Source organism: Lysobacter sp. ESA13C (assembly GCF_019970005.1).
Lineage (GTDB): Bacteria > Pseudomonadota > Gammaproteobacteria > Xanthomonadales > Xanthomonadaceae > Lysobacter > Lysobacter antibioticus_B.
In genome coordinates this window covers 228,707-251,960 of record NZ_JAHXYK010000002.1, presented here as the reverse complement: position 1 = coordinate 251,960, position 23,254 = coordinate 228,707, and the positions used below count along the sequence as shown (strand labels likewise).

Annotated in this window: 15 protein-coding genes; 6 read left to right on the top strand and 9 right to left on the bottom strand. The window is 68.2% G+C overall.

The features are described 5' to 3' along the window. Positions 1–7: 7 nt before the first annotated feature. Positions 8–241 carry a hypothetical protein gene (locus LC490_RS04340; protein WP_031371766.1) on the bottom strand — a complete coding sequence of 78 codons (234 nt, stop codon included), beginning with the start codon at positions 239–241 and terminating at the stop codon, positions 8–10. Beyond that, positions 241–897: a transcriptional repressor LexA gene (gene lexA / locus LC490_RS04335; RefSeq protein WP_223619402.1), complete on the bottom strand. Its 657-nt coding sequence runs from the start codon at positions 895–897 to the stop codon at positions 241–243. The genes LC490_RS04340 and lexA overlap by 1 nt, the downstream gene beginning before the upstream one ends. A gap of 120 nt (positions 898–1,017) precedes the next feature. Between lexA and LC490_RS04330 the strand changes: the two genes are divergently transcribed. Continuing rightward, positions 1,018–1,959 (top strand): helix-turn-helix domain-containing GNAT family N-acetyltransferase, encoded by a 942-nt coding sequence (locus tag LC490_RS04330; protein ID WP_223619401.1) that lies wholly within the window; start codon positions 1,018–1,020, stop codon positions 1,957–1,959. Positions 1,960–2,133: 174 nt separating this feature from the next. Here LC490_RS04330 and LC490_RS04325 read toward each other — a convergent pair whose 3' ends face one another. Next, positions 2,134–2,634: a CinA family protein gene (locus tag LC490_RS04325; RefSeq protein ID WP_031371763.1), complete on the bottom strand. Its 501-nt coding sequence runs from the start codon at positions 2,632–2,634 to the stop codon at positions 2,134–2,136. A gap of 490 nt (positions 2,635–3,124) precedes the next feature. After that, a complete protein-coding gene (locus LC490_RS04320; protein WP_223619400.1) occupies positions 3,125–5,653 on the bottom strand; it encodes a TonB-dependent receptor in 2,529 nt (842 codons plus the stop codon). 547 nt (positions 5,654–6,200) lie between these two features. Between LC490_RS04320 and LC490_RS04315 the strand changes: the two genes are divergently transcribed. Beyond that, complete coding sequence (locus tag LC490_RS04315; RefSeq protein WP_051884833.1) at positions 6,201–7,220, top strand: M15 family metallopeptidase; 1,020 nt, start codon at positions 6,201–6,203, stop codon at positions 7,218–7,220. A 46-nt stretch (positions 7,221–7,266) separates the two neighbouring features. Further along, complete coding sequence (locus LC490_RS04310; RefSeq protein WP_223619399.1) at positions 7,267–7,977, top strand: hypothetical protein; 711 nt, start codon at positions 7,267–7,269, stop codon at positions 7,975–7,977. Between the two features lie 92 nt (positions 7,978–8,069). Here LC490_RS04310 and LC490_RS04305 read toward each other — a convergent pair whose 3' ends face one another. The 5 genes from LC490_RS04305 to LC490_RS04285 all read right to left on the bottom strand — a co-directional run bounded on the left by LC490_RS04305 (position 8,070) and on the right by LC490_RS04285 (position 13,570). Next, complete coding sequence (locus LC490_RS04305) at positions 8,070–8,621, bottom strand: DUF4402 domain-containing protein (protein WP_223619398.1); 552 nt, start codon at positions 8,619–8,621, stop codon at positions 8,070–8,072. Further along, positions 8,621–9,172: a DUF4402 domain-containing protein gene (locus tag LC490_RS04300; RefSeq protein WP_223619397.1), complete on the bottom strand. Its 552-nt coding sequence runs from the start codon at positions 9,170–9,172 to the stop codon at positions 8,621–8,623. The genes LC490_RS04305 and LC490_RS04300 overlap by 1 nt, the downstream gene beginning before the upstream one ends. Then, on the bottom strand, positions 9,169–12,102 hold the full coding sequence (locus LC490_RS04295) for a hypothetical protein (RefSeq protein WP_223619396.1): 2,934 nt from the start codon (positions 12,100–12,102) through the stop codon (positions 9,169–9,171). The genes LC490_RS04300 and LC490_RS04295 overlap by 4 nt, the downstream gene beginning before the upstream one ends. 20 nt (positions 12,103–12,122) lie before the next feature. Next, on the bottom strand, positions 12,123–12,944 hold the full coding sequence (locus LC490_RS04290) for a hypothetical protein (RefSeq protein WP_223619395.1): 822 nt from the start codon (positions 12,942–12,944) through the stop codon (positions 12,123–12,125). A 68-nt stretch (positions 12,945–13,012) separates the two neighbouring features. Further along, positions 13,013–13,570 (bottom strand): hypothetical protein, encoded by a 558-nt coding sequence (locus LC490_RS04285; RefSeq protein ID WP_223619394.1) that lies wholly within the window; start codon positions 13,568–13,570, stop codon positions 13,013–13,015. A 685-nt stretch (positions 13,571–14,255) separates the two neighbouring features. On the opposite strand from LC490_RS04285, the gene mutS reads away from it, so the two are divergent. From mutS to katG, 3 genes are all read left to right on the top strand, one after another. Continuing rightward, positions 14,256–16,799 carry a DNA mismatch repair protein MutS gene (gene mutS, locus LC490_RS04280; protein WP_223619613.1) on the top strand — a complete coding sequence of 848 codons (2,544 nt, stop codon included), beginning with the start codon at positions 14,256–14,258 and terminating at the stop codon, positions 16,797–16,799. Between the two features lie 476 nt (positions 16,800–17,275). Continuing rightward, positions 17,276–20,413 carry an AAA family ATPase gene (locus tag LC490_RS04275; protein WP_223619393.1) on the top strand — a complete coding sequence of 1,046 codons (3,138 nt, stop codon included), beginning with the start codon at positions 17,276–17,278 and terminating at the stop codon, positions 20,411–20,413. Between the two features lie 594 nt (positions 20,414–21,007). Continuing rightward, positions 21,008–23,188, top strand: coding sequence for a catalase/peroxidase HPI (katG, locus tag LC490_RS04270; RefSeq protein ID WP_223619392.1), 2,181 nt, complete (start codon positions 21,008–21,010; stop codon positions 23,186–23,188). Positions 23,189–23,254 lie beyond the last annotated feature (66 nt).

Genomic DNA, 23,254 nt, shown 5'->3' with positions numbered 1-23,254 from the left:
AGGGAAGTTAGAGGAGGCGGATCGCAGAGGCTGAGACCGCGTCGCCTGGAAGCAAATTATCGCTCGCCGCAGCGGCGGTCAGCCGGGCGGCCGCTTGTGCCGGGGTCGGATTTCCCCGCGAAAACGCCGCGGAAATCGACTCGTCCAGGCCTTGCAGGGCGGCTTGTGCGGCCGGCACGGCGGCGCAGGCGCGCACCGAGCCATAGCGATCGACATTGGGATCGGGCTTGGCGCGTGCCATCAGCGATTCGGCCGGACCAGGCCGCAGTACAGGCCCTCGATCGCGAAATCCTGATCGGGCTGGACCTCGATCGGCGCATAGTCGGGGTTGCGCGGCAGCAGGCGGATGCGGTCCTTGCCGATCTTCAGCAACTTGACGGTGATTTCGTCGTCGATGCGCGCGACCACGATCTGGCCCGAGCGCGCGTCGCGGGTGCGGTGCACGCCGATCAGGTCGCCGTCGAAAATGCCTTCGTCGCGCATCGAATCGCCCTTGACCTTGAGCAGGTAGTCCGGCGACGGGAAGAACATGTTGCGATCGAGCAGGACGTAGTTGTCGGCACCCGCGTCCGCACCGATCGGCGCCCCGGCGGCGACGCGGCCGAGCACCGGCAGGCGGATCGCCTCCTCGTTCGCCGAGCTCACGCCCATCGAGATCAGGCCCAGCTCGCGTTGCGCCTGCGGCGGCGGCTGCAACACGCGGATGCCGCGCGCCCGGCCCGGCATGCGTTCGATCGCGCCGGCGGTCTCGAGCGCATCGAGGTGGTACTGCGCCGCGCGCACGCCCTTGAAGCCGAAGGCTTTGGCGATTTCGGTCTGCGACGGCGGGAAACCCTCGGTGTCGATGCGCTCGGCGATCATCGCGAGGATGGCTTGCTGGGTGTCGGTCAGGCTCATGGTTAGTAGTATTACTACTAACAAACTACGAGAGCAAGTGTCTCCGCCAAGCATTTAATTGACAAAGTCAAACATCTAACTAGTCTGGCCTTCGTCCTGCCTATCTCTACGAGCCCCTTCATGACCGGTGCTGCCGAGACCGCCGACGTCGATGCCGTCCGCGCCTTCAACCGTTTCTATACCCGCCGGATCGGCGTGCTGCAGGAAGACCTGCTCGACAGCGCGTTCCCGCTGACCCAGGCGCGGGTGCTGTTCGAACTCGCCCAGCGCGAGCCGGTCGCCGCGCGCGAAATCGGCGAGGTGCTCGGCCTCGACCCGGGCTATCTGAGCCGCATTCTGCAGGGCTTCGCCGGCGACGGTCTGATCGACAAGGCCCGCTCCGAGCAGGACGCGCGCAGCTTCGTGCTGACTCTGTCGGCGAAAGGCCGCGAAGCCTTCGCCGCGCTCGACCGCAGCTCGCACGAGTCGACCGCGGCGATGCTGTCGGCCTTGTCGACGCTGGATCGCGACCGCTTGTTGCGCGCAATCCGCGAGGCCGAACAGGCCTTATCGACGCCGTCGCTGCCGGCTGCGCAGCGCTTGCTGGTGCGCGAGCACCGGATCGGCGACATCGGTTGGGCGATCGAACGCCACGGCCGGCTGTACGCGGACGAGTACGGCTGGAACGGCGAGTTCGAAGCCCTGGTCGCCACTTTGTTCGCGCGTTTCGCGACCCGCCATGACCCGCAATACGAGCGCTGCTGGATCGCCGAACTCGATGGCGAACGCATCGGCTGCGTGTTCGTGGTCCGCAACGAGGACGATGCCGCGACCGCGCAATTGCGCTGTCTGTTGGTCGACCCGCGCGCACGCGGCCTGGGCGTCGGCCGACGTCTCGTCGAAACCTGCATCGCCTTCGCGCGCGGCGCCGGCTATCGGCGGATGCTGCTGTGGACCAACGACGTGCTGATTTCGGCGCGGAAGATCTACGAAGGCTGCGGCTTCAGCCTGATCGAACAGGCGCCGCACCACAGCTTCGGCCATGACCTGGTCGGCCAGGTCTGGACGCGCGCGTTGGATTGATCGAGCGGGACGGATCTGAGTGAGACGGATCGAGCGGGACAGATCTGGCCGGGTCGAAGCCGGCCCACCGATGGATCGGCGTAACCGGCGCGGCGACCGAGTCGGCGGATTCGCCACGCTAGCCGGACCGGGTCGCGCCTGGCGACCACGAGTGCCGAAGCGCCCGCTGCCGCATCAGCTCGTCAGCGACTGCATCGCGTGCAGCGCCGCGGCGACGGTCTTGCGCCGCACCGCTTCGCGATCGCCGTCGAAATGGAAGACCTCGGCCATCGGGTAACCGCCGCGGCGTTTCCAGGCGATCCAGACGGTGCCGACCGGCTTGTCGTCGGTGCCGCCGCCGGGGCCGGCGATGCCGGTCACCGCGACCGCGATGGTCGCGCCGGTATTGGCCAGCGCGCCGGACACCATTTCGATCACCGTCTCGCGGCTGACCGCGCCGTATTGCTCAAGGGTCTGCGGGCGCACGCTCAGCAGCGACTGCTTGGCCTCGTAGCTGTAGGCGACGATGCCGCAGCCGAACCAGGCCGAGGAGCCGGCGATGTCGGTCAGGGTCTTGGCGATCCAGCCGCCGGTGCAGCTCTCGGCGGTGACCAGCATGTGGTGGTTGAGGCGCGCCGCCTCGCCGAGTCGTTCGGCGAGGCCACGCAGGGCGGAGTCGCTGGTATCGGGCGTCATGGCGCCACTATAACGGGCGTCGCGGGCTGGGCTTTGCCTGGACGGTCGGGATCGACGGCCGATTGGCGCGCACGCCTCTCTGTGCGCGACGCGGTATCGCTGTAGGAGCGGCGTGGGCCGCGACGGGGACGCGGGGTTGCATCGGGCGGCGACGTAGTTGCGGCTACGCGGTCGCGGCTTGCGCCGCTCCTACCCTTGAGCCGCGCCGCAACCGCTTTGGGGTAGGAGCGGCGCGAGCCGCGACACGGGACGCGGGGTTGCATCGGGTGGCGACGTAGTTGCGGCTACACGGTCGCGGCTTGCGCCGCTCCTACCCTTGAGCCGCGCCGCACCGCTTTGGGGTAGGAGCGGCGCGAGCCGCGACACGGGACGCGGGGTTGCATCCGGTGGCGACGTAGATGCGGCGGCACAGTCGCGGCTTGCGCCGCTCCTACAAAAGACTGGAGCGATCAGCAAAAAGAGAGCGGCGTCGCCGCCGCTCCCGCATTGCTCAGTACATGACCCGCAAAGTCACCCCGTAGGTGCGCGGGGCACCGAGGAAGGCGTTCCAGGAACCGGTCTGCAACGGGGCGTCGAAGCCGACCTGCTTGTACTCCTCGTCGGTGAGGTTCATGGCCCAGGCTTCGACCATCCAGCGCCGGTTCTTGGCGCCGATGCCGAGGCGCGCATTGACCACGGTGTAGGCCTCCTGGCCCTTCTCCGGGTCGAGGTCGGAACCGGTGTTGTAGTCGGACGAGTACTTGGCGCCGATGTTGAAGCGACCGACCAGCGAGGCGCCGAAGTCCCACTGGTAGGTCGCCGAAGCCGAGGCCGACCACAGCGGCGCGAAGCTCGCCCGCGCGCCGGGCAACTTGGCCAGGTCGGCGTCGGGCAGCGGGTCGTTGCCGTACTTGGTGTCGGCGTACATCAAGCCGCCCTGCAGCATCAGGCCCTTGAGCCCGGTCTGCCACAGGATCTCGGTGTCGATGCCCTGCGACACCACCTCCGGGATCGACCGCACCACGAAGCTGGTGCCGAGGAAGCTGTTGAGCTGGAAGTCGGTGTAGGTCTGGTGGAACAAGGTCGCGTTGAGCAGCAGGTTGCCGCCGGCCCAGGTGGTCTTGGCGCCGAGCTCATAGCTGTCGACGAACTCGCCCGGGAACGAGGTGTCGTTGACCGGGGCGATGCCGGCGGTGCCCGAGGACAGGCCGTTGGAGGACTGCACGCGATCGAGGTTGAAGCCGCCGGCCTTGTAGCCGCGCGCGGCCGAGGCGTAGCCCATGACGTGCTCGTTCCAGCGGTAGGCCGCCTTGATCGTGCCCGACCATTCCTTCTCGTCGCGTTCCTGGTTGGTCACCCGGCCGTTGTGCAGGGTGTTGGCCCACGGCAGGCACATGAAGCCGACCACCTGCTGGACCAGCGCCGCGCGCGCCGCGGCCGGCACGCCGCGTGCGGCCAGGGCCGCGCCGACCCGGGTCGGGTTGGCCAGTGCCGCGCCGCAACCGAGGCCGCCGTTGGGATTGCTGTAGACCGAGTCGAGTTCCTTGTTCTCCTTGGTGTAGCGCAGGCCCAAGGTGATATCGAGGGCGTCGGTCGCATGCCAGGTGTTATTGGTGAACAAGGCCACGCTCTTGCTGTTCTGCTGGTAGCGGTCGAGCGCACCGAGCCCGCCGAAACTGCTGCCGAACGGGCGGCCCGAAGCCTGCGACAAGAAGGTCGCGGCATTGGCGGTGTTGATCAGCCCGGCCGGGAAGCGCGCGGCGATCTGGCTCAGCACCGCGGTCGACAGATACGGCTCGTAGTGCGCGCCGAGGCTGTAGGAATCGTTGCGCTTAAGGTCTTCGTCGGCATAGAACAAGCCGAACATCCAGTCGAGCTTGTCGGTCGCGCCGGTCAGGCGGAACTCCTGGCTGAACTGTTTGAAGCCGGTGAAGGATTCGTCCGTGTCCGGATTGCGGTAGATCAGGTCGGCGGTGGTGAAATCGAAATCCAGGCCGTTCATGGCCTGCCAGTCGCGCGAGGCGGTGATCGAGGTCAGGGTGGCGCCGCCGAACCAGGGCGTAATCCAGTTGACCTCGGCCGAGATGCCCTTGTCCTTGATGTCCTGGGTGGTCGGGCGATTGCTCCAGGCCACGCGCGCGAACGGATCGGCGACCGGCGCGACGCCGGTGCCGCCGACCAGCGCATTGATGATCGCCGAGGTCGGGCCACGCACCGTGGTCAGGCCGACGCAGCAGTTCTCTTCGCGGCTGCTGTAGTCGGCGATGAAGTTGATGTCGAGGTTCTCGGTCGGCTCCAACAGCAGCTGACCGCGCAAAGTGTGGAAGTTCTGGTCGCCGTCCTCGCGCTCGCCGCGCGGGCCGCGGCCGATCTCGACGTCGGTGAAACCGTCGCGCTTGCGCTTGCCGGCGTAGACGCGGAAGGCGGCGTTCTCGCCGATCGCGGTATTGAACGAGCCGGCCAGACCGACCGCGCCGTAGTTGCCGATGGTCAGCTCGCCCTCGACCGTGGTGTCGTAGCTCGGCCGGCGGGTGATGACGTTGATGACGCCGGCCGAGGTGTTCTTGCCGAACACCGTGCCCTGCGGGCCCTTCAGCACTTCGATACGCTCGATCTCGCCGAGGTCGCCGAAGCCGACGCCGTTGCGCGGGCGGTAGACGCCGTCGATGACCACGCCGACCGAGGACTCCAGGCCGGCGTTGTCGCCGACCGTGCCGATGCCGCGGATGCGCGCCACCGTCTGCACTTCGCTCTGGGTGCTGCTCACGGTCAGGCCGGGCACCAGCACCTGCAGGTCCTTGACGTCGCGCACGCCGGTGTCCTGCAGTAACTGCTCGGGCAAGGCGGTGATCGAGATCGGCACGTCCTGCATGGCCTCCTCGCGCTTTTGCGCGGTCACGGTGAGGCCGGCCAAGGTCGTGGCCTCCTCTTCGGCGGGGGCAGCACCGGTTTGTTGCGCCTGTGCGGTCGCGGCGAGCGACGCCACTGATAAGGCGATGGCCAAAGACAAGGACTTGCGACCCGGCTGACGAGCGATCATCTGGTTTCCCCCAAGTTTGAAAACGTTCGGGACGTGCTGGACTTCGATGTCCGGTGCGGCGGGTGCGCAAGATGAAGGCATGCGTCCGGGGGTCCGACCCGTGTCTGCGATACCGCGCCGTCCCCTGCGCGGATCACATCCTTGTTCGATACGTAATCCGTGAGCGATTGCGGCCTGAGTCTGTAAGGCGTGGATCGAATCGGCGTGCGGAAATTAGCACGCTGTTAACGAACGTCATGCGGCGATGCAACACCTTTGTGTAGGCAAACGCAAGCAAAAGCGCAGAAGCGCGTCGCATCGTGGTTCGCGGCTTAAAAACGAACGAACGTTCGCGCGTTCGCGAAGCGAGGGCACGACAGCGTCGTGTCGGAATGCGCAAACGCGACTGCACAGCCGTGCACGAAAACTGCGTCATCGGTCCGCCGGCGCTAGGGTCGATCCCAGGTGGCGACAGCGATGCATGCGGCGTGCAATGCAGGCGAACCTTCCGTGGAACCTCGCCCAGGCAGCGAAGTTCCGGCCGTTCCCCCGAACAAGGACTACGCCCATGGACAGCGTCAATGGCGCATCGCACAGCAGCGAATCGCAATCCACCGCCTCGGCCACCCAGGCCCAGGCCCAGGCCACGCCGAGCATCAGCGAAGAGCGCGAGGAGGAGATCCGCGCCGAGCTGGCGCAGAACCCGCAGGCGGTCGCCGCGCTCGACCAGTTGGTCGCCGACCGCAATTTCGGCCAGCTCAGCGAAGAACAGAAAGTCGAATCGCTCAATTCCTTCATGAGCGCGCCGAACGCGGCGACCGCGACCTATCTGCAGGGCGCAGCGGAAGTGAGCTTGAACCCGCAGGCGACACCGTCCTCGTTGACGCCCGACGCCGGCACCCTGACCCTGGACGGCGTCACCTACGGCATCCAGAACGGCAATCTGCTCGATGCCGAGGGCCGCACCGTCGGCACGATCCGCAACGACGGCACCGTCCAGCTCGCCAACGAAGCCGCCGCGCGCAGCGTCTACGACAACATCGGCACCCGCGTGCAACTGACCGAACAAATCGGCGCGCAGACCCGGACCCTGGTCGATCTGCATGCCGCCGATCCGCGCGGCCGCCTCGCCGATCCCAACCTGAATCAGGAAGTCGCCAATCGCGTCACTGCCGTGATCGAGCAGGCGCGCCGCGAAGGCATGAACATGCGCGTGGACACCGCCTATCGCACCTTCGCCGAACAGGACACGCTGTACGCGCAGGGCCGCACCGCGCCAGGCAACCGGGTCACCAACGCGCGCGCCGGCCAGTCCTGGCACAACTACGGTGTCGCGGTCGACCTGGTCTTCAACGACGCCAACGGCCGGCCGAGCTGGGCCGAGACCAACAACTGGGACCGTTACGGCGAAATCGCCGTCGCCCAGGGCCTGGAATGGGGCGGCAACTGGCAAGGGTTTACCGATCGTCCGCACGTCGAGTACCACCCCGGCTTCGACGCCGGCGATGCGCGCAACATGATGCAAAGCCATCGCCAGGGCGGGCTGGAGGCGGTCTGGGATCGCATGGGCATCGGCCAGGTACCGTGACCCAGGCCGCGGCGCCTCGCCTCGCGATGGCTAGACTGGTCCGCACATGAGTCGCCACGCGCACCGCCTTTGTCTCGCGATCGCCTGTGCGGTCGCCCTGTTGCCGGCCTGCCGGGCCGGCGCCGCGCGCCCTGCCCTTGCATCGCCCACCGCGTCGGCCGCCGCCGAAGCCGCACCGCCGCGTCTGCTCGCCGGAGCCGGCGCGGTCGCGTTTCACCCGAGCCGGCCGCTGCTCGCCTGGAGCGACGGCAAACGCTGGCACGTGCTCGACCTGCACACCGGCCGCGTCGCCGACTTCGCCGGCGACAGCGAGATCGCCGACCTCGCCTACGCGCCCGACGGCGACCTGTGGCTGGTCGGCGACCATGCCGAGCGCTGGCGCGACGGCCGCCTCGGCTGCCGCAGCGAAGCCGCCGACCTCAGCCGCGCGCTCGGCACCGCGGGCGACGGCCTCGCTGCCGCCGGCTACGGCCATTCCGACGGCGTCGGGCCCTTGCGCCATCCGGTCTGGATCGACCTGCACTGCGGTCTCACCCGCTATCCGGCCGAGCCGTTACCGGCCGGCGTCGCCGATGCCTCTGCCGACCATGGCGGCATCGCCGGCAAGAACACTCGACCGCCGCGTGCGCTGCCGCGCGGATTCGTCGCGCCGGCGGGCACCTCCGCCCAACCGATCGCGGCGTCCCACGATGGGCGCTGGTGGGTCGGCGAGGACGCGGGACGCCTGCATCTGTATCGGACCGCGAGCGACGACTGAACCCGTGCCCGCGGAACCCGGCCAAATCCGTTCCTGTCAACGGCACGGTGAAGCGAAGTGCGGCCACTTCGAGTCCGGTCCCATCCGCCCCCTCACTCGGTGACGGTGAGAGTGAAGGTCTGGGAGTAAGTGCCGAACGCCGAGAAATTGGCGGGAACGCTCAAGGTCCCGCCGATGTAGATCGGCGTGGCCGAGCCGCTGACCAGCACGATCGCCTTGTCGATCTCGATCACCACCTCGAGACTGTCCGATCCCATCAGCAGCCTGGCGCCGGTGAGTTTCCGGGTAATGCCGTTCCAGGCGCCGCCGCCACCGCTGACGGCGACGGTGGCGACACCGCCGACATCGGTCACGTCGCAGCGTCCGCGTTGGTGCCCGGTCACCAGGAAGGACGTCGTCGTCACGCCTCCGGCCAGGCTGGGCGCCACCGACACGGAGCCCGGGCTGTTGCCGCCAGGGATCGAAACGACACCGAAGTTGAGCGGCAGGCTGCAGGTCACATCCAGGGCCAGGCCGGTGTTGCCGGTGATCGGCAGCTCTTCGGCCGCGGCGACCGGGGCCGCAAACACCAGGGCGGCCGTCAACGCCCAACGACAGGCACGACCCGGCGGCGGCGCTCGCAGGAAGTTCGAGTCGCTGACCATCAGCGCGGCTCCACGTCGATCGACACGCTGCTGGTCCAGCCGCCATGAACACCGTTGCCCTGAAACACCAGGGTCGCGCCGACCAGCAAACGCGCTCGGCCGGACGCGCCCAACTGGCCCTCCCATCGCTCAGCATCGATGCGTTCCAGTTGCAAGCCCGGGCCCTCGATCACGAACTGGGACACCTGGGTGGCCGCAGGACGACCCTGCGGCATATGGGTCTGCGCCTCCGGCGTCCTTACCACCACCGCCATGCGTTGGCCTGGTTCGCCGCAGACTTCCATTTCACCGGCAACCGGGTCGCGACGCACGACCACGTTGTCGGACTTGATCATGCCGCCGTCCGGCCGAACGCTGACGAACCCCGATTGCCGGGCCTTGATGCGTACCTCGCCGAAGTCCAGCGGACGCAAAGTCCGCAGTTCCAAGCGCTGGTCGCAAGCCGAGGACGCGTGCTGTACGGGTATCGGGTCCGAAGCGAACCCGAGCAGAACCCACAGCGCAGGCAATAGCAGGTATTGCGGACTATGTCGCCGGATGGCCGAAGTCATGGCTCCACCTTCGAAGGCGGTATCGCCGGCGGATCCGGCGACCCCGTCGCTTCCGGAATCGGATCGAGCAGACGCAATTCAACGCCGTCGACCATGAGTCGCTCGCGCGTCACGCGGGCCGGCCGACTGACGCTGCCCAGCGCCGCGCCGCGAATGTTCTGCCCGGCCCGAACGCGCACCAGGTAGCTTCCGGGCGGGACCATGTCGAACAGGAAACCGCCGTCGTACTGGGTTCGTTTGGTGCTCAACAAGCGGTAGTCGCCGTCGATACCTGCGATGGGCAAACCGCCGTTGCCGGGCGCTGCTTGCGACATGCCCAGCATGCGCTTCAGGGAAAGCCCCGGCCCGGCGTTCGCGTCGCGAACACGGGAATGCACGACCAGCAGCTCGACGACCACGGCCGACAAGCCCAACCGCTCCCCATCGCGCACGAGGATCAACTGGCCGGACACTTCGCCGGTTTCCACCAGCGCCAATTGCGCGTCATAGGACTGTCCGGGGCGCGGCATGAAACGCAGCCCGCCCGATACCGGCGCCATGAAGGGGTCGCCGATGCTGCCGGGGTCTATCTGCAGCGTTACCGGCTGGGTGGTGCTCAGACCGGTGACGAAGGCACGGCCGTGCCGATCGGTTCGGCTGGCATACCCACGCTGGCCGTTCACCAGCAGCCGGGCATCGGCCAATGCCTCGTCCTGCTCGGCGTCATAGCGGCCATTGCCGTCGAGATCGCTGAACACGAGCACGTCTGCGGCACCCTGCTGGGCCATCGGCCGGCTGCTCAAAGCCAGCTTTCCGCTGCGATCGAAACCGAACGACAGGCTGATGCCGACGCTCGCCGACAGCTCGCCTGCGGCACTGCGCGCTGCGTAGGCATTGGCATTGAAAGAGCCGAAGTCGCGCGACAGCCCCGCCCAGACACCGTAACCGCGCGAAACATCGCTGTCGGCGCGGCCGCGGGTGAGGCCGAAGTTGGCGCGGGTCGTGGTGCTGATCAGCCAATGAGCCGAAAGCTGCAGCTGATCCAGGCGCTTTTCCCGAGTGTCGTAGCGCGCCGCGGCCGCCAACCGGACCGGTCCCAGGCTGCCCGACAAGCTGGGGACGTAATACGACTGTCCGGTGCGGAAGGCCAACGGGCTGTCCGGAAAATACTCGCGTCGACGCCACTCGAACCCTTGCCCGACCGACAGGCCTTTGAAGCTGAAACGCGCCTGCAATTGCGCCGCCGTCTCGCGGTCGCCGCTTTCGAGCAGCCAACGCTCGCCCACGGCCGCGAGCGTGATCGGACGCCCCGCGAACGGCACCACGGTGGACACATGCAGGCTCGTCTCCGATCGCAGCGGCAGGCCGGATTCCAGGGCCTCGCGACTCCTGAAGCCGTCGTAGCGCGCGTGCCGCGCCGAAAGATTGAAACGGCCGACGGCGCCGCTGGCCCCCAGGCTCCAGGCCCGGCCGCCGTCTGCTTGACCGGCCAGCATGCTTTCCAGATAGACCGCCGGCAGCGACAGGCGCAGCCCGCCCCCCAAGGTGTCGCGCAGCGGGGAGTCCGGGCGGTGATCTTCGGAAGCGCGGGTCGCGAACATCGTCGCGGTGAGCCGGCGGCTCAGGCCGAGCTCGGCTTCGAGGCTGGCGGTGCCGCGTCCGCTCTTCGCGGAGTCGCGCGCGAGTGCACCGCCGACGTCCGGCAACCACGCATCCAACAGGCGCGTACCGGCCTGCCCGACCGACGCGCGCCAATACAGCAGACCGGGCGGCGCCATGCCGCTGCCGATGCGGAAGCTTCGGGTTTCTTCGCGACGTTGGCCATCGGGTCCGTACAGGACCACGCGCAGGGCGTTGTCGCCGAACAACAGCGGCACGGCTTCGAATCGGTAACGTGCATCGGCGCCCACGCGTTGGTAATCCAGAAGCTCTTCGCCGCGCAGCAGTTCGGCGTCCCAACCCGCGGGGGCATCGCCTTCGACCAGGGTCTGGTCGAAACGATCGGGGCGGTCGAGTGGATAAGCACTCAAGCTCGCTCCGCGCATTTGTCCCATGCTGCCCATCAACGGCAGCGCGGGAGCTTGCACATCGCCGATGAAAGCGCTGGTCAGGCCGGGTACACCCCACACGCCCCCTAACGGCGACTCGCGCCCCAACCGAAGGCGTGCGTCGCGCAGACGGGTTTCGTCGCTGCCGCTGACGAAAAGCAGGACGCTGGCGAAGGCCAGTTCCTGGCTGATCAGCGCGTCGTAACTGACGCTGCGAAACGACGCCGCTCCCGCACCGTATTGCGCCGTCACCCGCACGTCGCCGAACGGGCGGCCCAGGCCTCGATAGGGGAAAGCCTGCAACGGCAGCTCATCGGGCTGGCTGCGGCTATCGAAGCGGCTGCGGGCCAGTTCGCGCTGACGGGTCAGATCCAACGCCAAGGGGCCGGTGCCGACCAAGCTAAAGCGCTGATCGCGCTGATTCATGCGCAACTCGACCGGCGCCAGCAGAATCAGCGCGCGCGGCGTCACGTACAGCTCGCCGTTGTGAAACAAATGCTCCGCCGGGTCCAGCTGACCGGCGCGTCCGCCGATGAGGTAGCTGCCGTCGGGCGCAAACGAAAACGGCAGGTCGTCGGGCTGCACTCTCCCCGCCAGACTGCCGTCGCTAGCCGCGGTGAAGCGCATGCGTAACGCATCGAGCAGCGCCGCCAGCAGCAACAGCGGTGGCTGGTCGGCACGCAGGAAAGCCGGTACCGGGTCGCCCAGGCGTTCACCCCGATATTCGCCTTGCAGCAGTGCCTCGTCGAAAGCCGGTGCGACCGAAGGGGCCGCCACCGCAGGCAACTCGCTGGTCTGCGCCCAAGCCAGTGCCGGCAGAGCCAACGAACAGCCCAGCGCAACCATCAGCAGCCCGGCGTGCGATCCGCCGCGGCGGGCCTGGATGCAGGGGGCGGGCGACATGGCGCTGGGTGTCCACGGGCTCAGGGCGCGCAGGCTTCCGCAGCGGGCAGCCGGGGCGCACCAGGATCGCTGTGCTCCAGCCTCGCGCACAGGCTGGCGCCGGAAGGCAGCTCATCGGCGGGCAGCCTGGCTTCGAAGCGACGGCTCGACTGCTCGGCGTAGATGCTCGTGCCGATGGCCGGCCAGGATTTGAGTTCGCGGCCATCGCTCCCGCGCGCAAACGGCACGACACTGGCCAGAAGGCTGGTGGCCCCCAGGCGCTGGACATCGAAGGCAAGCACCGCATCGGCGCCCTCACGGCGCCGGGTCAACCCAGCCAGGCGCCCGCCCTCGGGCGACACCTGATGACGCAGCAACACGCGCACCCCACGCGCCACGTTGAACGGAATGACCACGCCGAGGGATTGGCTCGCCGCATGCCGGGCCTGGGCCACATCGGCGCGAGCGGCCTGTTCGGCCAGGTTGGTGACCGCAAGGTGCAGCCGGTACTCACCGGCAGCCAACTCGCGCGGCACGCGCGCGGCCACACGCACGGTCTGCCCTTCGCCACCGGCCAGGGCAAAACGGCGCGGCCCTACCCGCAACAGTTTGTGCGCGCTGTTGCCTGCCGTCTCGGCGGCCTTCGCCGAAAGCTGACCATCGGCTCCCTGGATGAAAAATGCATCGTCCACGCGGAACGTGGCCACCGCGCCACCGGGGTTGCCCACGGTGATTTCGCCGGAACGGGCCGACCCGTCCAGTACCAGGGTGCCGGGGGTCAGCATGACTTGTTGCGCGCAGGCCGAGGACACCGGAATCACCAGCAGCGCTAGCGCGGCAGCGATGTAATGCAGTCGTTTCAAGGCAGTGGACCTCGGGACTGGGAAGCCGCCGCACGCGGCACTCCGATCGGAGTGCCGCATGCCCCCGATCAGTCGCTCACGGTGAGGGTGACCGCAGCGGAGGTGAATACACCGTCGGCCGCTTCGGCAGCCGACGGACCCGCGGTCTTCAGCGTCATCACGCCGCCGATCCGGAACACGCCGGTGGTGCTCGCCCCCGGAACGGTATCGAAAGGACTCAGGTTGAGTACGGCGGAAAGCGATTGGGCGACGTTCACCATCAACACCGTGCCCAGTGACAGCACGGCGGTTGCCGATGCCGGCGTACTCGCGGTCAGCCCGGTCACCGTGCAAACGGCCGGATTGCCGCCCGACACGACCGCGCCCGCGGCCGCGGTCGTCGCGACGTCGGTGTTGCTGGTATTGCCCACGACGACGGTGTCGGCGGGGGTGAACACTGTCAGCGGGATGCGATGAATGACGCCGAAGCTCAGATTGGTGCAGGAAACGCCGATGATGTCTCGCATCGTGGCGCTGGCAACGAAGCTGCCTACTCCAGGATCGGAGGTTTGGGCCATAGCGCCGCCAGCCGACGACGCTAAAGCCAGGCCCAAGGCCCATTGGCCGAGTGTCCATGTGGTTTTCATGTTGGTGCCCCTGATTGAAATGCAGCGCAACGCAGGCACGCGCAGAGTGCGCATTCTCTGGCGCGATGGACCTCATCGGCGGAAGCGGTCGGCAAAGGCCGTGCACGGCACCGGAAGGGCGGTTGAAGCCCGGATCCACGGTAATGGTGCGTGGTTGGAGCGGACGCAGCGGCCATCGGCAGCTACGCAAGTTGGAGCATCGAGTTGCTCGATGCGCCCAGTCAGGGGAGTCAAGCTACTCCCTGCCACTTGCCCTCCACGTGCCTCACGTCACACTTATCTGGCGATCGCCAGGCCCGTTCATCGACGGATCGATGCGCCACGCCGAAGCCTGCCGGGTCGGCGGAGCGCGCAGCCCGATGCCCGCTGGCGCCACCCCACTCACGAGGTGAACGCGCTGATGCATTCGGTTGCGGTCGCGGCCGCGTGGCCGGCAACGCCGCGCAACCGACCCGCGCACGCAACGGCTGACGACGTCGCCAGCCGGCGCCCGGTATAGGACGAGCCGCCCTCGCCACCGAGGCCGCAACGATTCGGTTTCAGGCCGCGGCCTGCAGCCGGCTGGCATACTGTGCGCCCGCCTGCAGCCCCAGCGCGCCGGCTCCTCCCGCATCAGAACACCCGGTATTTCGTGTCCGCCCCAGACTCCTCCAGCGCCCGCAATCTCGACGCCCATACCCCGCTCATGCGCCAGTTCTTCGCCGCCAAGGCGGAGCATCCGGACGTACTGATGTTCTTCCGCATGGGCGATTTCTACGAGCTGTTCTACGACGACGCCCGCAAGGCGGCGCGACTGCTCGACATCACCCTGACCCAGCGCGGCAACTCGGCCGGGCAACCGATCCCGATGGCCGGCGTGCCGCACCATTCGGCCGAAGGCTATCTGGCGCGCCTGGTCGCGCTCGGCGAATCGGTGGCGATCTGCGAGCAGATCGGCGACCCAGCCCTGGCCAAGGGCATCGTCGAACGCAAGGTGGTGCGGATCATCACCCCGGGCACGGTCACCGACGAGGCCCTGCTCAACGAACGCCGCGACACCTTGTTGCTCGCGGTGGCGCGCGGCAAGCACGCTTACGGCGTGGCCTGGGCCGACCTGGCCTCGGGCCGCTTCCTGGTCAACGAAGTCGCCAGCGAAGACGCGCTGGAAGCCGAACTGGCCCGGCTGGAACCGGCCGAGCTGCTGGTCGCCGACGAAGACGGCTGGCCGCCGTTCGTGGCCGAACGCAGCGGCATGCGCCGCCGTCCGCCGTGGCTGTTCGACGTCGACAGCGGCCGCCGCCAGTTGCTGCGTTTCTTCGGCCTGCACGACCTCAGCGGCTTCGGCCTGGAAGACAAGCCGCTGGCGATCGCCGCCGCCGCGGCCCTGCTCGGCTATGTCGAGGAAACCCAGAAGCAACGCCTGCCGCACCTGACTTCGATCGCGATCGAATCCGGCGACGGCGCGATCGCGATGAACGCGGCCACCCGCCGCCATCTCGAACTCGACAGCCGCGTCGACGGCGACAGCCGCACCACCCTGCTCGGCGTGCTCGACAGCACCGTGACGCCGATGGGCGGGCGCCTGCTGCGGCGCTGGCTGCACCGCCCGCTGCGCGACCGCAGCGTGCTGCGTCATCGCCATCAGGCGGTCGCGACCTTGATCGAAAGCCGCGCCGGCGACGACATCCGCGAACGCTTCCGCGCGCTCGGCGATCTGGAACGCATCCTCTCGCGCATCGCCCTGCGCAGCGCGCGCCCGCGCGACCTGTCGACTCTGCGCGACGGCCTCGGCCTGTTGCCGGACGTGCGCGCCACTCTGGCGCCGCTCGATGCGCCGCGCCTCAACGCGCTGGGCGCCGAACTCGGCGAACACGACGCCCACGCGCATCTGCTGGCCGAGGCCATCGTGCCGCAGCCGCCGGTGCTGGCCCGCGACGGCGGCGTATTCGCCACCGGCTACGACGCCGAGCTCGACGAGCTGCGCACCTTGTCGACCAACGCCGATCAGTTCCTGGTCGACCTGGAAGCGCGCGAACGCGCCAGCAGCGGCATCGCCACGCTCAAGGTCGGCTACAACCGCGTCCACGGTTACTACCTCGAAATCAGCAAGGGCCAAGCCGACAAGGCGCCGACCCACTACACCCGGCGGCAGACGCTCAGCAACGCCGAGCGCTACATCACCGAGGAACTCAAGCAGTTCGAGGACAAGGTGTTGTCGGCGCGCGAGCGCTCGCTCGCGCGTGAGCGACTGCTGTACGAACAATTGCTCGATGCCCTCAACGAACGCCTGGAGCCGCTCAAGCATTGCGCCGCGGCCCTGGCCGAGCTCGACGTGCTGTGCGGTTTCGCCGAACGCGCGCAGGCGCTGGACTGGTCGCAGCCGGAACTCGGCGACACGCCCGGCCTGCGCATCGAACGCGGCCGCCACCCGGTGGTCGAGGCGGTGCGCAAGGACCCGTTCGAACCCAACGACCTGATTCTCGATGAGGACAATGGCCGCCGCATGCTGGTGATCACCGGCCCGAACATGGGCGGTAAGTCGACCTACATGCGCCAGAACGCGCTGATCGTGCTGCTCGCCCACATCGGCAGCTTCGTGCCGGCCGCGCGCGCGCTGATCGGCCCGATCGACCGCATCCTGACCCGCATCGGCGCCGGCGACGACCTCGCCCGCGGCCAGTCGACCTTCATGGTCGAGATGAGCGAGACCAGCTACATCCTGCATCACGCCACCGACCAGTCGCTGGTGCTGATGGACGAGATCGGCCGCGGCACCTCGACCTACGACGGCCTGGCCCTGGCCGAGGCCTGCGCGCGCCACCTGGCCCACAGCAACCGCGCCTACACCTTGTTCGCGACGCATTACTTCGAGCTCACCGCATTGGCCGAGCCCGGCAACGGCATCGCCAACGTCCACCTGGACGCGGTCGAGCACGGCGACCAACTGGTGTTCATGCATGCGGTCAAGGACGGCCCGGCCGATCGCAGCTTCGGCTTGCAGGTCGCCGCGTTGGCCGGCCTGCCGAAGTCGGTGGTCAAGCAGGCGCGCGGGCGTTTGATCGAGCTGGAACAACAAGGTCGCGAGACGCCCAAGCCCTCGTTCGCCACCGCCGCGCTCGACCAACCGCAGCAGTTCGGTCTGTTCGCGACCTCGTCGGCGGCGTTGGATGCGCTGGCCGAAGTCGATCCGGACGAACTGACGCCGAAACAGGCCTTGGAAGCGCTGTATCGGATCAAAGCGCTGGCTTGAGCGCAGAGTACGGTGACGACGCAGACGGGTGCCGCTTGGTTGCCCGCCGCGGTCCGCCCCGATAATCCCGTCATCCCCGCGAAGGCGGGGATCCAGGGCTCTACCGCGACATCACTCTGAAGTCTCTGGATCCCCGCCTGCGCGGGGACGACGACTGAAAGATCGATAGCGGCATCGAACGACATCGCCGCCGACAGTCATAGCGCACGGTCCCTATCGGACGAACCGCTAAACTAATGCCCGGAACGGACACCGGAGCGCATGTGGAAGCCCTATTACTCGTCGTCGGCCTGATCGCCGGCCTGATTCTCGCGCGTCTGTATCGGCCGCAGGCGGCGATCGTCGCTGCCTCGACGGATACGCCGCGGGCGGATACGGAAAACACGCCGGCTGTCGAGCAAATCCAAAACGAAGCCGAAGCACCGATTGAATCGACTTCGGAAACGGCCGAAGCACCAGAGGATCGCTTACTTCGGTTGGTCCGTTCCATCGATGCGGTCGACGAACGCATCCAGCGTCCGCAGGACCTGCTCGCCCTGCCCGAGTTCCACCAAGGCGTCGATCTGGTCGCGAGCGAAGCCTTCAGCGCCGCCGACCTGGTGCGCCAGCTCAGCGGCACCGGCTACGTGCTGCAATCGATGATCACCAAGGCCCTGCCGCGCCGCAGCGACGTCGCGCTCGACCCGGTGTTCGAGCACGTCGGCCAGTTCGGCGGTTACCCGCTGCACTTCCTGGTCGAGTACCTGCGCACCCGCCCCGACGCCAGCGAGCTGCCCAAGCTGCTGCGCCATGCCCAGCCGTGGTGGTGGGACTTCGCCCCGGTGCGCCAGCAACTGCGCGACTACCTGCAATGGGCCGAACAATTCGGGCCGGCGCCGGCCGCGCCGGTGCTGGAGGAACTGGAGGAGCACGCCGCGACGCAGTTGCGCGACACCCTGAAGCGCTTCCAGTCGCCGCTGCTGGAACCGCTGATCGAGCAGGCCGAACACGCCACCAATGCGCGCCGCGAAAGCCGCGTGCTCGGCGCCTTCGGCCGGGTCAACGCCAGCGCCAAGGCGCAGACGCGCATCGTCCACGACGCCCTCGCCCGCCAACTCGAACGCCTGCACGAACTGCTGTCGGGCGACGACGCCGCCTCGGTGCTGGTCTCCGGCGAACACGGTGTCGGCAAGACCGTGCTGATCGACCTGTTGGCCGAGCGCCTGCAGGCCGAAGGCTGGCTGGTGTTCGAGGCTTCGGCGGCCGAGATCCTATCCGGCCAGAGCTACATCGGCGAGCTCGAAGAGCGGGTACGCGAGATGCTCGGCGTGCTCAACCGCAAGCGCGCGGTGTGGCGCGCGCCGGAGTTCTTCGACCTGCTCGCTAAGGGCTCGCACTCGCGCGACCCGCGCGGCCTGCTCGACCTGGTGCTGCCGGCGATCGAGCGCGGCCAGCTGCGGGTGATCGGCGAGATCACCCCGCGCCAGTTGGCGCAGTTGCTGATCGCACGTCCGGTCATCAAGCACCACGTCGAAATCGTGCCGCTGTTGCCGACCGAAGCCGATGCGCTGGAGGCGATCGCCGCCGAGTGGGCGCGTTTGGAAGGCGAACGCCTCGGTCGCCCGGTCGCCGACCCGCGCGCGCTGGCAGAGGGCGCGCGCATGGCCGCCCAGTATTTCCCCGAGCAACAAGAACCCGGCCGCCTGCTGCGCCTGCTCAACGACGCGCTGCAGAGCGCGCTGGCGGAAGCGCCGCCGGCGCTGCCGCTCGACGCCGAGCGCCTGCTGGCGACCATCGCCCAGCGCAGCGGCCTGCCGCTCGACGTCATCGACGACCGCCAGAGCCTCGACCTCGACCGTCTGCGCGCGTTTTTCCGCCAGCGCGTGATCGGCCAGGACGAAGCCGTCGACGCCCTGCTCGACCGCATCGCCATGCTCAAGGCCGGGCTGATCGACAGCAGCCGCCCGATCGGCGTGTTCCTGTTCGCCGGCCCCACCGGCACCGGCAAGACCGAACTGGCCAAAGCGCTCGGCGAGCTCTTGTTCGGCAGCGACGAACGCCTGCTGCGCCTGGACATGAGCGAGTTCCAGTCCGAGGACTCGGCCTGGCGCCTGACCGCCGACGAAGGCGGCCAGAGCGGCGTGCGTTCGCTGACCTCGCGCATCCGCGAGCAGCCGTTCTCGGTGGTGTTGCTGGACGAGTTCGAGAAGGCCCATCCGAAAGTCTGGGACCTGTTCCTGCAGGTGTTCGACGATGCGCGCCTGAGCGACCGCAGCGGCCACACCGCCGACTTCCGCCACAGCATCATCATCCTGACCAGCAACGTCGGCTCGACCATTTCGCGCAGCGCCGGCCCGGGTTTCACCTCGGCGCGCGGCGGTTATTCGCGCGACGCGGTCGAGAAGGCGCTGTTCGAGACCTTCCGCCGCGAGTTCCTCAACCGTCTCGACCGCATCGTGCTGTTCAATCCGCTCGACCGCAGCCTGATGCGCGAGATCCTGCACAAGGAGCTCAAGCGCGTGCTGACCCGGCGCGGCCTGCGCAATCGCGACTGGGCGGTGGAATGGGAGCCCTCGGCGATCGAGTTCCTGCTCGACCGCGGCTTCACCCCCGACCTCGGCGCGCGGCCGCTGCGCCGCGCGATCGAGCACTACCTGCTCGCCCCCCTGGCGCGCAGCATCGTCGAACACCGCGCTCCGCAGGGCGACCAGTTCCTGTTCGTGCGCAGCGCCGGCGACCAGCTCGACGTGCAGTTCATCGATCCCGACGCGTCGCGGCGCAACGACGGCGCCGTGGCCGAAGTCGCCGCGCCCGCCGACGCCGGCGACCTGCGCGATCTGGTGCATGCGCCGTCGGCTGCGGCGGCGTCGGTGGCGCGGCTCGATGCCCGCCTGCAGCAGCTCGACCTCACCGTGACCTCGCAAGACTGGGTCTCGGCGCGCGAAGCCGATTACGCGCGCATGGCCGAGGCCGATTTCTGGAACGCCGGCGACCGCCATCTGGTGCTCGACCGCATCGAACGTCGCGACCGCATCGAGAGCGCGCTCGATACCGCCCATCGCATGCACCATCGTTTGCGCGAGGACGGCGGCAACGACGAATTCGCCGGCCGCATCGCCCAGTTGCTGTTCCTGCTCGGCCTGGCGGTCGACGCCGTTCGCGAACAGCGCCCGCAGGATGCCTTGATCGAAATCGATACCGACGAAGCCGCGCACCTGCGCCACGGCCCCGACCTGCGCTTGTGGTGGCAGCGCCTGCTGGCGATGTACCTGGCCTGGGCGCAGCGCCGCAACATGCGCGTGGAAGTGCTGCGCCAGGACGCCGAGCGCTGCAAGGCCTGGCTGGCGGTGAGCGGTTTCGGCGCCTTCGACCTGCTGCAGGCCGAGTCCGGCCTGCACGTGCTCGAAGACCAGGAGGACGGCGTCACCCGCCGCGTCTCGTTGTCGGTGCAGGTGGCACCGGACCTGCCGGGCCGTGCGCGCGTCGCCCAGGCCGCGGCCGAAGGCGAGCGGCGCATCAGCCGGCGTTACCGCGAGTCGCCCTCGCCCTTGGTCCGCGACGGCGTGCGCGGCTGGCGCAGCGGCCGCCTCGACCGCGTGCTCGGCGGCGAGTTCGACGTCATGCAGGGCGGCTGATGGGCGCCTGATGCGCCGCACATCTCATGGGTAGGAGCGGCGCAAGCCGCGAGAGCATCACCGGCCGTGCCCACGCGGTCGCGGCTCGAGTCGCTCCTGCTCCTCCCGGCCGTCGGCCGCGATCGAATCGGCCGGCTGTACGACCCTTCCGAATCCGTCAGGCGGTCACGGCCTCGCAGCGATAAGCCTTCCATGATCCGTCTTGGATGGAACGGCGGTGCCGCCGTCGCGCATCGCCGTCCATAGCCGTTCCCTATCGGATAAGTCGAAAGGATCGATTTCACATGCGGATGGTCCCGGCCTATCGTTCCCTCGTCCCTTCGTGACACGGAACGCCAGCGATGAGCCAACAGGACGAACCACACCCGATGTCGCCGACCATCGCCCTCGACGGTCCGGTACGCGAACGTCCGCATCTTGCCTCGGCGCACTCGCACGGATCGCTTTCATCGCACGACGATCGATCGACCGATCCGTCGCCCCCCTCCTGAAGAACTTGCACGAGCCGCTCCAGGGCGGCCCGTGCGCACATCGTTGCGCCACCCAGCCCCACGTCCCCAGTCGCCGGATCCACATCCTCAAAGGCACGTAGCCATGTCAAACGAAAGCAAATGCCCCTTCAATCACACCGCCGGTGGCGGCACCTCCAACCGCGACTGGTGGCCTAACCAGCTCAACCTCAAGGTCCTGCACCAACAGACCCCGCATGCCGACCCGATGAGCGAGGGCTTCGACTACGCGGAAGCCTTCAAGAGCCTCGACCTGGCCGCGGTCAAGAACGATCTGCACGCGCTGATGACCGACTCGCAGGAGTGGTGGCCGGCCGACTTCGGCCATTACGGCCCCTTGTTCATCCGCATGGCCTGGCACAGCGCCGGCACTTACCGCACCTTCGACGGCCGCGGCGGCGCGGGCGCCGGCCAACAGCGTTTCGCCCCGCTCAACAGCTGGCCGGACAACGGCAACCTCGACAAGGCCCGCCGCCTGCTGTGGCCGATCAAGCAGAAGTACGGCAACAAGATTTCCTGGGCCGACTTGATGATCCTCACCGGCAACGTCGCCCTGGAGTCGATGGGCTTCAAGACCTTCGGCTTCGCCGGCGGCCGCGCCGACGTGTGGGAGCCGGAAGAACACGTTTACTGGGGCACCGAAACCACCTGGCTCGGCGACAAGCGCTACTCCGGCGACCGCGTCCTGGAGAACCCGCTCGGCGCCGTGCAGATGGGCCTGATCTACGTCAATCCGCAGGGCCCGAACGGCAACCCCGACCCGCTCGCGGCGGCTCGCGACATCCGCGAGACCTTCACGCGCATGGCCATGGACGATGAGGAAACCGTCGCTCTGATCGCCGGCGGCCACAGCTTCGGCAAGACCCACGGCGCCGGTCCCGAATCGCACGTCGGCCGCGAGCCCGAAGGCGGCGATCTCGAACAGCAGGGCCTGGGCTGGGCCAGCAGCTTCGGCAGCGGCCTCGGCGGCGATTCGATCACCAGCGGCCTGGAAGTCACCTGGACCAGCACGCCGACGCAGTGGAGCAACCAGTTCTTCGAAAACCTGTTCGGCTACGAATGGGAACTGAGCAAGAGCCCGGCCGGCGCGCACCAGTGGATCGCGAAGGACGGCGCCGGCGCCGGCACCATTCCCGACGCGCACGACCCGAACAAGCGCCGCGCGCCGACCATGCTGACCACCGACCTGTCGCTGCGCTTCGATCCGGCCTACGAAAAGATCTCGCGCCGCTTCCTGGAAAACCCGGATCAACTCGCCGACGCCTTCGCCCGCGCCTGGTTCAAGCTGACCCATCGCGACATGGGCCCGCGCGCGCGCTACCTCGGCCCGGAAGTCCCGGCCGAAGAACTGATCTGGCAGGACCCGGTTCCGGCCGTCGACCATCCGCTGATCGACGAGCAGGACATCGCCGCGCTCAAGAGCAAGATCCTGGCTTCGGGCCTGCCGGTCTCGCAATTGGTCTCGACCGCCTGGGCTTCGGCCTCGACCTTCCGCGGCTCCGACAAGCGCGGCGGCGCCAACGGCGCGCGCATCCGCCTGGCCCCGCAGAAGGATTGGGAGGTCAATCAGCCGGCGCAACTCGCCAAGGTGCTGTCGGCCCTGGAAGCGATCCGGCAAGACTTCGACGCCGCGCAATCCGGCGGCAAGAAGGTTTCGCTGGCCGACCTGATCGTGCTGGCCGGCGCCGCCGGCGTCGAGCAGGCGGCGAAGAACGCCGGCCATCCGGTCAAGGTGCCGTTCGCTCCGGGACGCACCGACGCCACGGCCGCGCAGACCGACGTCGATTCCTTCGCCGTGCTCGAACCCATCGCCGACGGCTTCCGCAACTACCTCAAGGGCAAGTACGAGGTCAGCGCCGAATCGTTGCTGATCGACAAGGCCCAGTTGCTCGATCTGAGCGCACCGGAACTGACCGTGCTGGTCGGCGGCCTGCGCATGCTCGGCACCAACGTCGGCCCGAGCCGGCACGGCGTGTTCACCCATCGCGCCGATGCGCTGAGCAACGACTTCTTCGTCAACCTGCTCGACATGAGCACGGTGTGGAAGCCGGTTTCGGACGCCAAGGACGTGTTCGAAGGGCGCGACCGCAAGAGCGGCGAACTGAAGTGGACGGCGACCCGCGTCGACCTGGTGTTCGGCTCGCACTCGCAGTTGCGCGCGCTGGCCGAGGTGTATGCGAGCTCGGACGCGCAGGAGAAGTTCGTCCACGACTTCGTCGCCGCCTGGAACAAGGTGATGAACGCGGATCGCTTCGACCTCGCCTGAGCCTGGCCAGCACGGCTTCCACTCGAACGGGTCGGCCGGATGGCCGGCCCGTTGCGTTTCCGAGCC